This is a genomic window from Micromonospora sp. DT53, from assembly GCF_049841535.1.
GTDB lineage: Bacteria > Actinomycetota > Actinomycetes > Mycobacteriales > Micromonosporaceae > Micromonospora.
The window spans coordinates 344,540-357,856 of the sequence record NZ_JBNCKM010000007.1 but is presented as its reverse complement, the minus strand read 5'-3'; the positions used below and the strand labels follow the sequence as shown (position 1 = coordinate 357,856).

12 protein-coding genes and 1 riboswitch are annotated in these 13,317 nt (G+C 69.3%); of the genes, 5 read left to right on the top strand and 7 right to left on the bottom strand.

All coding sequences use genetic code 11. The features are described 5' to 3' along the window. Positions 1 to 46: 46 nt before the first annotated feature. Positions 47 to 1,312 (bottom strand): phosphopyruvate hydratase, encoded by a 1,266-nt coding sequence (gene eno / locus ACLQ3B_RS23435; RefSeq protein ID WP_425782830.1) that lies wholly within the window; start codon positions 1,310 to 1,312, stop codon positions 47 to 49. Between the two features lie 118 nt (positions 1,313 to 1,430). Between eno and ACLQ3B_RS23430 the strand changes: the two genes are divergently transcribed. After that, on the top strand, positions 1,431 to 2,345 hold the full coding sequence (locus ACLQ3B_RS23430) for a MerR family transcriptional regulator (protein WP_425782829.1): 915 nt from the start codon (positions 1,431 to 1,433) through the stop codon (positions 2,343 to 2,345). A gap of 266 nt (positions 2,346 to 2,611) precedes the next feature. Beyond that, positions 2,612 to 2,839 (top strand): GntR family transcriptional regulator, encoded by a 228-nt coding sequence (locus ACLQ3B_RS23425; protein ID WP_425782828.1) that lies wholly within the window; start codon positions 2,612 to 2,614, stop codon positions 2,837 to 2,839. A 306-nt stretch (positions 2,840 to 3,145) separates the two neighbouring features. Here ACLQ3B_RS23425 and ACLQ3B_RS23420 read toward each other — a convergent pair whose 3' ends face one another. Then, positions 3,146 to 4,141: a ribonucleotide-diphosphate reductase subunit beta gene (locus tag ACLQ3B_RS23420; RefSeq protein ID WP_425782827.1), complete on the bottom strand. Its 996-nt coding sequence runs from the start codon at positions 4,139 to 4,141 to the stop codon at positions 3,146 to 3,148. A gap of 38 nt (positions 4,142 to 4,179) precedes the next feature. Then, positions 4,180 to 6,507, bottom strand: a complete 2,328-nt coding sequence (locus ACLQ3B_RS23415) for a ribonucleoside-diphosphate reductase subunit alpha (protein WP_425782896.1) — start codon at positions 6,505 to 6,507, stop codon at positions 4,180 to 4,182. A gap of 192 nt (positions 6,508 to 6,699) precedes the next feature. Beyond that, positions 6,700 to 6,916: riboswitch (cobalamin riboswitch) on the bottom strand. A 63-nt stretch (positions 6,917 to 6,979) separates the two neighbouring features. On the opposite strand from ACLQ3B_RS23415, the gene ACLQ3B_RS23410 reads away from it, so the two are divergent. The 3 genes from ACLQ3B_RS23410 to ACLQ3B_RS23400 all read left to right on the top strand — a co-directional run bounded on the left by ACLQ3B_RS23410 (position 6,980) and on the right by ACLQ3B_RS23400 (position 9,334). Beyond that, complete coding sequence (locus tag ACLQ3B_RS23410) at positions 6,980 to 7,141, top strand: hypothetical protein (protein WP_425782826.1); 162 nt, start codon at positions 6,980 to 6,982, stop codon at positions 7,139 to 7,141. A gap of 65 nt (positions 7,142 to 7,206) precedes the next feature. After that, a complete protein-coding gene (locus tag ACLQ3B_RS23405; RefSeq protein ID WP_425782825.1) occupies positions 7,207 to 8,604 on the top strand; it encodes an enolase C-terminal domain-like protein in 1,398 nt (465 codons plus the stop codon). A 7-nt stretch (positions 8,605 to 8,611) separates the two neighbouring features. Then, positions 8,612 to 9,334 carry a FadR/GntR family transcriptional regulator gene (locus ACLQ3B_RS23400; RefSeq protein WP_425782824.1) on the top strand — a complete coding sequence of 241 codons (723 nt, stop codon included), beginning with the start codon at positions 8,612 to 8,614 and terminating at the stop codon, positions 9,332 to 9,334. A gap of 10 nt (positions 9,335 to 9,344) precedes the next feature. Here ACLQ3B_RS23400 and ACLQ3B_RS23395 read toward each other — a convergent pair whose 3' ends face one another. From ACLQ3B_RS23395 to ACLQ3B_RS23380, 4 genes are read right to left on the bottom strand one after another with little or no spacing between them, the layout of a single operon-like run. Further along, entirely contained in the window at positions 9,345 to 10,364 is a 1,020-nt protein-coding gene (locus ACLQ3B_RS23395; RefSeq protein WP_425782823.1) for an aldo/keto reductase, read from the bottom strand. Beyond that, positions 10,361 to 11,179, bottom strand: a complete 819-nt coding sequence (locus tag ACLQ3B_RS23390; protein ID WP_425782822.1) for an ATP-binding cassette domain-containing protein — start codon at positions 11,177 to 11,179, stop codon at positions 10,361 to 10,363. The genes ACLQ3B_RS23395 and ACLQ3B_RS23390 overlap by 4 nt, the downstream gene beginning before the upstream one ends. Next, entirely contained in the window at positions 11,179 to 12,231 is a 1,053-nt protein-coding gene (locus ACLQ3B_RS23385) for an ABC transporter substrate-binding protein (RefSeq protein WP_425782821.1), read from the bottom strand. The genes ACLQ3B_RS23390 and ACLQ3B_RS23385 overlap by 1 nt, the downstream gene beginning before the upstream one ends. Before the next feature lie 40 nt (positions 12,232 to 12,271). Then, positions 12,272 to 13,279, bottom strand: a complete 1,008-nt coding sequence (locus ACLQ3B_RS23380; RefSeq protein ID WP_425782820.1) for an ABC transporter permease — start codon at positions 13,277 to 13,279, stop codon at positions 12,272 to 12,274. Positions 13,280 to 13,317 lie beyond the last annotated feature (38 nt).

The following is a 13,317-nucleotide window of genomic DNA, read 5'->3' as shown; positions in this document are numbered from 1 at the left end:
GTTGGGCGGCGGTGGGCACCGGGGGCACCCGACCGGAGCACTGCCCTCAGCGGCTGCCGGCGTAGCTGGCGCGGTCCCCGAGCTCCTCTTCGATGCGGATGAGCTGGTTGTACTTGGCCGTACGGTCCGAGCGCGACAACGAGCCGGTCTTGATCTGCCCGCAGCCGACGCCCACGGCCAGGTCGGCGATCGTGGTGTCCTCGGTCTCCCCGGATCGGTGCGACATCACCACCCGGTACCCCGCCTTGTGGGCGGCGTCCACCGTCGCCAGGGTCTCGGTGAGCGTGCCGATCTGGTTGACCTTGACCAGGATCGCGTTGGCGTAACCACCGTCGATCCCGTCGCGCAGCCGTTCGACGTCGGTGCAGAAGACGTCGTCGCCGACCAACTGCACCCGCTCCCCCGCCACCGCCGTCAGCCGCTTCCAGCCTTCGATGTCGTCCTCGGCCATCGGGTCCTCGATCGAGCTGATCGGGTACCGGGCGACCAGGTCCAACAGGTAGTCGATGTGCTCCTCGACGGTGCGCTGACGCCCCTCGCCGACGTAGTCGTAGACGCCGTCACGGAAGAACTCCGAGCTGGCCGGGTCGAGGCAGATCAGCACGTCGACACCGGGCTGGTAACCGGTGTCCTCGATGGCGCGCAGCACGAACCGCAGCGCCTCGTCGGCGCCCGTGAAGTTCGGCGCGAAGCCACCCTCGTCGCCGACGCTGGTGCTGTGCCCGGCGGCGGCCAGGGACGCCTTGAGGGTGTGGAAGACCTCCGAGCCCATCCGGACCGCCTCGGCGAACGTCTGCGCCCCGACCGGGGCGATCATGAATTCCTGGAAGTCGAGCGGATTGTCGGCGTGCGCGCCGCCGTTGATGATGTTCATCATCGGCACCGGGAGCAGGCGGGCGCCGACACCACCGACGTAGCGGTAGAGCGGCTGGCGGTGGGCCAACGCCGCCGCCTTCGCCGTCGCCAGGGACACCGCCAGGATCGCGTTGGCACCCAGTCGACCCTTGTCCTTGGAACCGTCGAGGTCGATCATCGTCTCGTCGATCAGGGCCTGGTCCTCCGCGTCGAACCCGAGCACCGCGTCGGCGATCTCGCCGTTGACCGCGGCGACGGCCGTGCTGACGCCCTTGCCGTGAAAACGCGTCAGGTCCCCGTCGCGCAGCTCGACCGCCTCGTTCGCCCCCGTCGACGCGCCGGACGGCACGGCCGCCCGGCCGGTCGACCCGTCGGCGAGGACCACGTCGGCCTCCACCGTCGGGTTGCCCCTGCTGTCGAGGATCTGCCGAGCCCGCACCCGACTGATTGCCGTCATCACACACTCCCTGTTCAAGCTGCCTTTTCACAGCCAGACTGGCAGGAAACGGCGGCCCTGACACCGCGACGATGGACACGTTGACCCGTACCCCGGGGTGCGGGTTTAGGGTCGCGGGATGCGGGTGGGTGAGTTGGCACGACGGACCGGGACCACAATCCGGGCCCTGCGGTACTACGAGTCGGCCGGGCTGGTCGTGCCCCGACGGCTGAGCAACGGCTACCGCGAGTACGACGCGATCGCGGTGCGGCTGGTGGCCCAGATCCGCGAACTGATGGCGCTCGGCCTCACCGTCGAGGAGACCCGCCCGTTCGTCGAGTCGATCGCCGGTGGCTCCGACGACACCGACGTGTGCGCGGCGGCGGTGGCCACGTACCGCAGCACCATCACCAACCTGCAGGAACGGATCGGCACGTTGACGGCCCAGCGGGACGCGCTGGACGCCCGCCTCGACGCGGCCGCGGCCCAGGTCGTACCCCGCAGTCCCGCCGAAGGCGCCGACCCCGCCGCGCTGGTCGGCGTCAGGTTGCCGTCCCTGTCCTTCTACGGCACCGACGGCCGTCCGGTCGATCTCGGCGCGCTCGGCGCCGGGCGCAGCGTCATCTTCGTCTACCCACTGACCGGCCGGCCGGGCGTCGACCTGCCCAACGGGCTGCTGGAGATCCACGGTGCCCGCGGCAGCACCGAGCAGGCCGCCTGGTTCCGCGACCACCACGCGGAACTCCGCGCGGCCGGCGCGGCACGGGTGTACGGGCTGTCCGCGCAGTCGACCGGGTACCAGCGGGAACTCGCCCACCGACTGCGGTTGCCCTACCCGCTGATCCCCGACCCACGGCTGACGCTTGCCGACGCGCTGCGGCTGCCCACCCGCACCGCCGGAGACATGACGCTCTACGAGCGGTTGACGCTGATCATCACCGACGGCGCTGTCGAACACGTCTTCCATCCGATTCCGGACCCGGCGTCGCACCCCCTGCACGTGATGCGGTGGCTCACCAAACGACGCCAGGCCCCCGGATCGGTCGCCGCCTAGAAGTCGTGCCGCACTGCTCACCGTGTCGGCGGCGACATGACGACGACCTTCCAGAACACCTGGGGGCAGCGACCATCTGCCGTGCTCCCCCAGGTGGGTGTGCGGTCGAGAACCCAGGAGTTTGCCGAAACCAGGGAACCCGACCAAGCTGCAACTTACTCCAACTTGTAGGAGTAGGTCAAGGTGCCTCGTGGAACTTGTTGGATCAGGTCTCCTCGTGATCAGATTGGGCTGCCGAGACCAGGGAACCCTACGGAGATCGACCCATGCCGACCGAGCGAGTGGACTACCGGCGGATCGCCAACGAGATCGCGGGAAAAATCAAGTCGGGTGAGCTTGCTCCGGGCGAGAAGCTGCCGTCCACCCGTGAGCTGGCCGAGCAGCACGGTGTGCACATCTCCACCATCAACCGGGTCATGACGATCCTCAAAGACCGCGAGTTGGTCGAGGGCCAGCCGGGCAAAGGTGTCTACGTCACAGAAGCCCAGAGCTGATCGCCCCGCTTCCTTCGATCACTTGATGGGAAGTAGCAAGGCACCGTCGCTTTCAGACCGAGTGGCTGTTCGCCAACCCCGCACCGCCTCGTCGATCATGGAGTTGTGGTGGGTGACAAAGTGCCTGCGCAATACCAATTCAGGCACCACAACTCCATGATCGACGAGACTGGACCGTCCCCTTCTCCGCGATCTTGCACTTCCTGTCGCGACATAAAAGGGCAATGCGCGCTTATCGGCGACGGAAAGTGCAAGATCGGCGGAGGCGGGCGTTCCTCATGGGCAACCCGTGGCCGAGGTCGCCGCCTAGAAGTCGTCGTCGAAGGCGACGGTGCCGCTCACCCCGACCTGGTACGCCGACACCCGCCGCTCGAAGAAGTTGGACAGCTCCTGCACGTCCTGCAACTCCATGAAGCCGAACGGGTTGCTCGACCCGTAGTGCGGCGCGATGTCGAGCTGGGCGAGGCGGCGGTCGGCGACGTGCTGGAGGTACTCCCGCATGTCGGCCAACGTCAGACCAGGCACGCCGTGGCCCACCAGGTCCTCGGCGAACTGCACCTCACACTCGACAGCCTCGGCGAGCATTCGGCGGACCTGGTCGGCGAGGTCGTCGTCGAACAGGTCCGGCTCCTCGGCGCGGACGGTGTCGACGACGTCGAACGCGAACGCCATGTGCATGGACTCGTCGCGGAACACCCAGTTGGTGCCCGAGGCGAGGCCGTGCAGCAGACCGCGGGAGCGCAGGAAGTAGACGTACGCGAACGCGCCGTAGAAGAACAACCCCTCGATGCAGGCGGCGAAGCAGATCAGGTTGAGCAGGAACGTCCGCCGGTCCTCCCGGGACCGCAGCTCCCGCAGGTCGTTCAGGGAGTCGATCCAGCGGAAGCAGAACTCGGCCTTGCGACGGATCGAGGGAATGTTCTCGATGGCCGCGAATGCCTCGAAGCGCTCGGTCTCGTCGGGCACGTACGTGTCGAGCAGGTTGAGATAGAACTGGACGTGCACGGCCTCCTCGAACAGCTGCCGGGACAGGTAGAGGCGGCCCTCAGGGCTGTTGACGTGCTGGTAGAGGTTGAGCACCAGGTTGTTCGCGACGATCGTGTCACCGGTGGCGAAGAACGCCACCAGTCGGCTGACCAGGTGCCGTTCGGCCGGTGACAGCTTGTCCAGGTCGGCGAGGTCGGCATGCAGGTCGACCTCCTCGACGGTCCAGGTGTTGCGGATGGCGTCGCGGAACCTGTCGAAGAAGTGCGGGTAGCGCATCGGACGGAGAGTGAGGTCCATCCCGGGGTCGAGCAGCATGTGTGTGGTCCTCGTGTCGGTGGTGGCGTCGGCGGGCGTCACTGGCAGGCCTCGCACGACTCGGGGTTCTCCAGCGAGCAGGCCAGCGCCTCCGCGTCGACGGCGACGGGTGCGAGGGGCGCGACGGCGCTGACGGTGGCCTGCTGGATCCGCGTGGCGGGGCGCGAGCGCAGGTAGTAGGTGGTCTTCAGCCCGGCCTTCCAGGCGTACAGGTACATCGAGGAGAGCTTGCCGATGGTCGGCGCGGCCAGGAACAGGTTCAGCGACTGGGACTGGTCGATGAACGGGGCGCGGGCGGCGGCCAGGTCGATCAGCGCCCGCTGCGGCAGCTCCCACGCGGTGCGGAACAACTCCCGTACGCCGGCCGGCAGCTCGTCGACGTCCTGCACCGACCCCTCCGCCCGCTTGATCGCCGAACGGATCCGCTCGGTCCACAGACCGCGGGCCTTCAGCTCGCGTACCAGAGCGGTGTTGACCTGGAGGAACTCCCCCGACAGGGTCTCGCGCTTGAACAGGTTGGACACCTGCGGCTCGATGCACTCGTAGCACCCGGCGATCGAGGCGATGGTCGCGGTCGGCGCGACCGCCACGAGCAGCGAGTTGCGCAGCCCGTACGCCTCGACCCGCTCCCGCAACGCGTCCCACCGCGCGGCCTGCGTGCCCTGGACACCCCACAGGTCGGGCTGCAGCTGACCCCTCGCGGCCCGGGTCTGCGGGTACGCCGGGTGCGCGCCGAAGTCGCGCGCCAGGTCGGCGGAGGTCTCCAGCGCCGTCAGGTACAACTCCTCGCTGATCCGGGTGGACAGCTCCCGCGCGGCCGGCGAGTCGAACGGCAGCCGCAGCGCGAAGAAGACGTCCTGCAGGCCCATCAGCCCGAGCCCGACCGGCCGCCAGCGGGGGTTGCTCGCCGCCGCCTGCGCGGTCGGGTAGTAGTTGATGTCGATGACCCGGTCGAGGAAGGTCACCGCGGTCCGCACCGTGGCGCGCAGCCGCTCCCAGTCGATGCCGCCGTCGGTGAGGTGGGCGGCGAGGTTCACCGAGCCGAGGTTGCACACGGCGGTCTCGGCGTCACTGGACACCTCGACGATCTCGGTGCAGAGGTTGGACAGGTGCACCACGTTGCCGGGCTCGGCGGTCTGGTTGCAGAGTCGGTTGGCGGCGTCCTTGAAGGTCATCCACCCGTTGCCGGTCTGGGCGAGGGTGCGCATCATCTTCCCGTACAGCTCCCGCGCCGGGATCTGCCGCACGTAGCGGCCCTGCGCCTCGGCCTGCCGGTACGCGGCGTCGAACCGCTCCCCCCACAGGTCGGGCAGCTCGGGCACCTCGTGCGGGTCGAACAGCGACCACGGCTCGTCGGCCTCGACCCGGCGCATGAACTCGTCCGGGATCCAGTTGGCCAGGTTGAGGTTGTGGGTGCGGCGGGCGTCCTCGCCGGTGTTGTCCCGCAGTTGCAGGAACTCCTCGATGTCCGGGTGCCACGGCTCCAGGTAGACGCAGGCCGCGCCCTTGCGCCGGCCGCCCTGGTTGACCGCGGCGACGCTCGCGTCCAGCGTGCGCAGCCACGGCACGATCCCGTTGGACTGCCCGTTCGTGCCCCGGATCAGCGCGCCGCGGGAGCGGACCCGGGAGTACGCGATGCCGATGCCACCGGCGAACTTGGACAGGTTGGCGACCTGGGCGTACCGCTGGTAGATCGAGTCCAGCTCGTCGAGCGGCGAGTCGACCAGGTAGCAGGAGGACATCTGGGTGTGCCGGGTACCGGAGTTGAACAAGGTCGGTGAGCTGGGCAGGTAGGCCAGGCTGGACATCAGCCGGTAGAAGTCGACCGCCTCGTCCGCCGTCCGGGACAGGCCACAGGCCACCCGCAGCAGCCAGTACTGCGGGGTCTCCAGCACCAGTCGGCTGGTGGGGTGGCGCAACAGATAGCGGTCGTACACGGTGCGCAGGCCGAAGTACTCGAACCGGCGGTCGCCGTCGGGGTCGATGGCGTGGTCGAGCGTCGCGGCGTGTGCGGCGACGAACGCGGCGGTGTCGTCACCGATCAGGCCCTCGGCGTGGCCGACCCGGATCGCCGCGCTGAACGAGGTGATGCCCTGTCGACGCACCTCCTTGTCGACGTAGCCGGCCAGCAGCCGCGCGGCGAGGCGCGAGTACTGCGGCTCCTCCCCGATCATCTCGGCCGCGGTCTGGATGGACAGCCGGTCCAGTTCGGCAGTGGTCGCGCCGTCGTAGAGGCCGCTGATGGTGCGGGTGGCCACCCGCATCGGGTCGACGTCGGTCAGGTCGTCGGCCCACCGCTCGACCGCCCGGACGATCTTGTTCACGTCCACGGGTTCGGTGGCGCCGTCGCGCTTGCGAACCTGCATCGGCGACCGCCGCAGGGTCGCGTCGCCGCTGGCCGGGACTACCTCGGTGACTGTCACCACTCGCTCCTCGGAGTTCGAGACCTGGTGGCCCGGACGCGAGGAGACAGACACCGACGGACGCCACGCCAGCGCGGCGTGGGTCAGGTGGCGTCAGCCGTCCCACGCGGCCTCGGACCGCCGCCCACCCGGGTGCGGGTACGCGGCGCGCTGGCAGGTCTTCGGACTCGCGGGCACGACCGGTCTCGCCGGTCTCCTACTGGCCGTCGCTTCCCAGGCCCATTGGTGACCCAGTGCTGATGACGGCTGTCGTTCCCACTCACCGCTGCGGGACAGTCCCGGATTTCCACCGGGTTCCCTGTTGCCTCGACCGCCCCGGATGAGCGGCCGAACCAGCTGCGCTCGACACCATATATAGGGACGCAGCCGTTGTCACACCCCACATGTCGGTCTCGGGCGTGTCGGGACCGGGGCGGTGACCACCGTCACCAACGCGGCCGACCACGCCACGCCGGCCGACGCCAGGCGACGGGGACGGGGCCCCGCGCGCGTGTCGACAATCGACAAAGATGTGATCTATCAAGGCGGCAAACATCATACGTATGCGGGGCCCACGATGATCAACATCGTTGACTAGCCGGAGCAGTCCTTCGTATACTCCCAGTGATCATCTGATCTTTAGCCTAGCTGGGCGAGGAGCGCATGCCGCAGATCACCGCCGTCACCGTCGAAGACGTCCGCTTCCCCACCTCCCTGACCGCTGACGGGTCAGACGCCATGAACAAGGACGGCGACTACTCGGCGGCCTACGTCGTCCTGCACACCGACGGCGTCGACGGCGTGGGTGCGCCACTCGCGGGGCACGGCCTGACCTTCACCATCGGTCGAGGCAACGACATCGTCGCGGCGGCGGCGGTCCACCAGGCACAGCTCCTCGTGGGCCTGGACGTGGCGACGATGGCAGCGGACATGGGCGCGGTCTACCGCCTCCTGACCTCCGACTCCCAGCTGCGGTGGCTCGGCCCGGAAAAGGGTGTCGTCCACCTGTCGCTGGCGGCCGTGCTGAACGCGTCGTGGGACCTGGTCGCCCGGGTCGCCGACAAGCCGCTGTGGCGGCTGCTCGTCGACATGTCCCCCGAGCAACTCGTCGACATCGCGGACCTGCGCTACCTGTCCGACGCGCTGACCCGGGACGAGGCACTGGCCATCCTGCGGGCCAAGGAGGCCACGAAGGCCGCCCGCCTCGCCGAGCTCGACCGAACCGGCTACCCCGCCTACACCACCTCGGCGGGCTGGCTCGGCTACGGCGACGACAAGCTGCGCCGACTGTGCCAGGAGGCGGTGGACACCGGCTACGGCTACGTCAAGCTCAAGGTGGGCGCCAACCTCGACGACGACATCCGCCGATGCGCGATCGCGCGGGAGATCCTCGGGCCGGACCGCAACCTGATGATCGACGCCAACCAGGTGTGGGACGTCGGTCAGGCCATCGAGTGGGTCACCGCCCTCGCCCGGTTCACGCCACTGTGGATCGAGGAGCCGACCAGCCCCGACGACATCCTGGGCCACGCGGCCGTCCGCCGTGCCGTCGCGCCGATCGGCGTCGCCACCGGCGAGCACTGCCACAACCGGGTGATGTTCAAGCAGTTGTTCCAAGCCGAGGCCATCGACTTCTGCCAGTTGGACACCGGCCGGTTGGCCAGCATCAACGAGATCGTCGCCGTGTTGCTGCTCGCCGCGAAGTTCGACGTGCCGGTGTGCCCACACGCCGGGGGCGTCGGCCTGTGCGAGATGGTCCAACACGTGTCGGTGCTCGACTACGTCGCGATCTCGGGGGATCTCACCAACCGGGTCACCGAGTTCGTCGACCACCTGCACGAGCACTTCACCGACCCGTGCATCATCCAGGACACCGGCTCGGGCAGCGGTTACGTCCTACCCAGCCAGCCCGGCTACTCCACCCGGATGCATCAGGAGTCGGTCGCGCTCTACCGCTTTCCGGACGGCCGCTACTGGGCGGCGACAGACCCGACTACCGTGTCATCTCCGGAGCCGGCGTACGTGATCGCGGGTGGGAAGGCCACCCCCGCCGGCCGCTAGGGGAAGCATGTCTCGTACAGACGAAGTGGTCAACGGCATCAAGCGGATGATCCTCGAAGGGCAGTTCCGGCCCGGGGACCGGTTGCCCATCGAGAAGGACCTCGCCGAGTCGCTCGGCGTCTCGCGGGGCTCGCTGCGCGAGGGGATGTCGGCCCTGTCGATCCTCGGCATCGTCAACATCCGCCAGGGCGACGGCACCTACGTCACCAACCTCGACGCGCCACAACTGCTGGCCCCGATGGGTTTCGTCGTGGACTTCCAGGGTCAGGGCGACCCACGGCACATCCACACCGTTCGGCGCCTGCTGGAGTGCGAGGCGGCCTGTCTGGCGGCGACCAGGATCACCGACGAGGCCCTGGCCCAGGCAGGTGACCTGCTCGCCGAGGCGGCCCGGCTGGTCGGCCAGTCACCGCCGGATCACGAGCGGATCATGGAGATCGACATCGCCTTCCACCGGATCATCGCCGTGCACGCCGGGAATCCGGTGCTCGTCGGCCTGATCGAAGCCTTCGCCGGGCGGACCATCCGCGGCCGGCTCTGGCGGAGTCTGCACGAGGAGGGCGCGGACCTGCGTACCCATGACGAACACGTGGCGATCCTGAAGGCCCTCGTGGCGCGCGACCCGGAGCGGGCCCGCACCCGGATGGCCAACCACCTGATCGGTGTGGAGGAGTCGTTGCAGGGGTTGCCCGACGACGCCGACGCGGGCGTCGAGACGACCCGGCCGTGACCGCCGGCCCTCACGACTGCACGTCGAGCAGCCCCCCGTCGTACAACGCCGCCCACAGCTGATCCGGGACGTCGACGGCGGCTCGGCGCAGGGTCTCGGTCACCTGGGCCTCGTCCCGCATGCCGACCACCGTCGAGACCACGGCCGGATGACGACGGACGAACGCCAATGCCGCCTGGGGCAGCGTCACGCCGTACGTCTCGCAGACCCGCGCCATCCGGCGGGCGTGGTCGATCACCTCGGCCGGTGCCTGCTGATAGTCGTAGACGGCGTCGGTCGCCGGCATGTCCCGGGCCAGCAGCCCGGAGTTGTAGACCCCGGCGACCACCACACCGACGCGGCGGGCCTGCGCGACGGGCAGCAGGTCGGTCAACGCGCCCTGCTCCAGCAGGGTGTACCGGCCGGCGCACATCACCACGTCCACATCGGTCTCCGCCACGAAGCGGGCCAGCATCGCGGACTGGTTCATCCCGGCCCCGACCGCACCGATCACGCCCTGCTCCCGCAGCTCCACCAACGCGGGGATCGCCTCGCGCGTGGCCTGCTCCCAGTGCTCGTCCGGATCATGCAGATACACCACGTCGATCCGGTCCAGGCCGGTGCGCCGTAGGCTCGCCTCCAACGAGCGACGCACGCCGTCGCGGCTGAAGTCCCAGACCCGGTGATGATCGGCGGGTACGTCGAACCCCTCCGGATCCCGCAGGTGCGCCGTCTCCGGTGACGGCACGAGCAGCCGGCCGACCTTCGTCGACACCACGTACTCCTCGCGCGGGCGCGAGCGCAGGGCCGCTCCCAGGCGCGTTTCGGACAGGCCCAGCCCGTAGTGCGGCGCCGTGTCGAAGTATCGGATGCCACCCGCCCACGCGGTGTCCACCGCGGCGGCGAACTGCTCATCCGACGTCGCCCGGTAGAGATTGCCACCCTGTGAGGCACCGAAGCCCAGTGGGCCCAGCCGCAGCGGCGACCCGGCAGCGCTCCGGGTCGCCGGACGGGCGAGATCGTGCGCGACCCGGCGAGCGGCCACCGTCACCTCTCGTCCCGATCCACGCTGGTGCTGCCGGTCATCGCCGCGACCAGGTCGTCGGTGGTGACCTCGTCGGCACGTAGTTGGGCCGCTCGCCGGCCGAGGCGCAGCACCTCGACCCGGTCGGCGATCTCGAGCACCTGCGGCATGTTGTGGCTCACCAACACCACCGACATGCCGGCGTCGCGGGCACGCCGGACGACGTCGAGCACCCGTCCGGTCTGGACCACGCCCAGCGCCGCGGTGGGCTCGTCGAGGATGACCACGTTTGTCGCCCAGATGATGGCGCGGGCCACCGCGACGCACTGCCGCTGCCCACCGGACAGCATCGCGATCGGAGTGGTGACCCGGGGGATGCGTACGCCCAGTTCGTCGAGGGCGGTGGCGGCGCCCTGCCGCATGGCGCGCTTGTCCAACAGCCCGAGCCGGCCGAGTGGTCCGGAGCGGAGGATCTCCCGGCCGAGATACAGGTTGGCGGCCACGCTGAGGTCGTCGGCGACGGCGAGATCCTGGTAGACGGTCTCCACCCCCGCGCGCCGGGCATCGACCGGGGTGGAGAACTGGACCGGACGGCCGCCGATCCGGATCTCGCCCTCGTCCGGCGGATGCACACCGGACAGGGTCTTGATCAGCGTGCTCTTTCCGGCGCCGTTGTCACCGATCAGCGCGACGACCTCACCCCGGCGGACCATGAAGTCGGCGCCACGCAACGCCTCGACGTGCCCGAACCGTTTGACGATGCCGCGGGCTTCGAGGGCCGGCGGTTCCGCGTCGGTCGGTTGCTGATCGCTCTCGGCGGCGGCCGTGGGGATGCCGCCCATCACTGCACCGGCGGGTTGGCGCAGCTGGGCTCGAGCACCGCCTTGATCTCCGCCGAGTCGATGTTCTCCTTGGTGACGAACGTGACGCCGGTGTCGGCCGACGCCAGCGGTGCCTTGTCCCGAAGGTGCTTGACCATCTTGTCGACGCCGAAGTAGCCCATCTTGAAGGGGTTCTGCACGACCAGCGCCGAGATCTGGCCGTTGCGCACCCCGGCGATCTCGTCCGGGGCCGCGTCCCAGCCGATGATGACCACCTTGCCGGACTTGCCGGCCGCCTGGATGGCCTGCGCGGCACCGAGCACGCTCGGCTCGTTGGCCGCGAAGACGCCGGCGAGGTTGGGGTTTGCGGTGAGGATGTTCTCGGTGACCCGCCGGGCCTCGTTGACGTCACTGCGGCTCGGCTGCTGGCCGACCAGCTTCAGGTTGGGATACTGGGCGAGGCCGGCCTTGAAGCCGTCGACCCGCTCGGTGTTGGTCTGCGATCCGGGTTGGAACTCGACGAGTGCCACCTGGTGGTTTCCGGGGCCGAGTTCGGTGGCGAGCAGCTTCGCCGCCTCGGTTGCCGACGCGCGGTTGTCGGTGGCGAAGAGGGGCACGGCCGCCGGCTGCGGGCTGGTGCCAGAGTCGATCATGGCGACCGGGATGTTGGCGGCGAGCGCCTGGTCGGTCGCCGGCGCCAGCGCGCTGGAGTCGGTCGCCGCGTAGACGATGCCGTCGACCTTCTTGGTGACGAAGTTCTGGATCAGGTTGACCTGTCCCTCGACGTCGGTCTCGGTGGTCACCCCGTCCCACTGGACGGTGACGTTCCCCGCGCGCTGCGCGGCGCACTCCGCGCCCGCCTTGACGGTGTTCCAGTAGTCGGCCCCGACCGCCTTGGGTACGACGGCGAGCTTCAACGGACCGCTCGCGTCCTTGGTCGCGCCGTCGCCGCCGTCACGGACCTCGACCCCGCCGCAGGCGCTGAGCAGAGCGGTCGCCGCGGCCGCCGCCAGGATCGCCTGCGCGCGCAGGAGGGGTCCTCGCGTCCGCCGGCTGGTGGTGGTGTGTGCCATGGTGTGTGTCCTTCCTCGTTCGGACTCTCGGAATGGCATGTCAACCCCGTGATTCCAGCCGCCGGCGGCGGTACTGGTCGAAGTAGACGGCGGCCCAGATGATCACGCCGACGATCACCTGCTGGTAGTGGATGCTGATGTCGAGCAGGACGGCGCCGTTGCGGACCAGGGCGATGAGGAACGCGCCGATGATGGTCCCGACGATCCGGCCCTGCCCGCCGAACAGGCTGGCTCCGCCGATGACCGCGGCGGCGATGACGTCGAGCTCCAGCGAGATCCCATAGTTGGGCTGGCCGGAGTTGACCCGGGACGCGGCGATCATGCCGCCCAGCCCGACCAGGACGCCGGCCAGCACGTACACCCCGGTCAGGTGGCGACCCACCCGGATGCCGGAGCGGCGGGCCGCCTCCAGGTTGGAGCCCATCGCGTAGGTGTGCTGACCGAAGCGGGTCTGGGAGAGCAGGAAGGCGACCCCGACGGCGACCAGGACGGTGATCACCACGGCGAACGGAATGCCGAGGATCTCGCCGTTGCCGAGCAGTTGGAAGGATCGGGGCAGGCCGTAGACGCCGACCGCTCCGGTGATGATGAAGACGAGGCCGCGGCCCACCGACATCGTCCCCAACGTCGCGATGAACGGTGGGATCCGGGCCACCGTCACCAGTAGCCCGTTCAACAGCCCGGCCAGCGCGCCGACGCCGATCGCGACGGCCGTCGCCGCCCACAGCGAGAAGCCGAGGTCGCGCACGACCATCGCGCCCAACACGCCGGCGAGCGCGGCGACCGACCCCACCGACAGGTCGATGCCCTTCGTGATGATGACCATCGTCTGGGCCGTGGCGATGATGGCGATCACCGCCGTCTGGGCCCCGATGTTGAAGAGGTTGTCCGCGGTCAGGAAGTACGGACTCGCGAAGGTCAAGGCGATGAACAGGACGACCAACGCGGTCGCGGCCGTGAACTCGGAGACGGCGTGGGAGACCCGTTCCCGGAACCAGTCGCTGAGTTCGCCGCGCTGCGTGCCGGCGGTTGCCTCGGCGCTACTCATCGTCGGACCTGACCTCCCCAAGCGTGGCGCTGGCACCC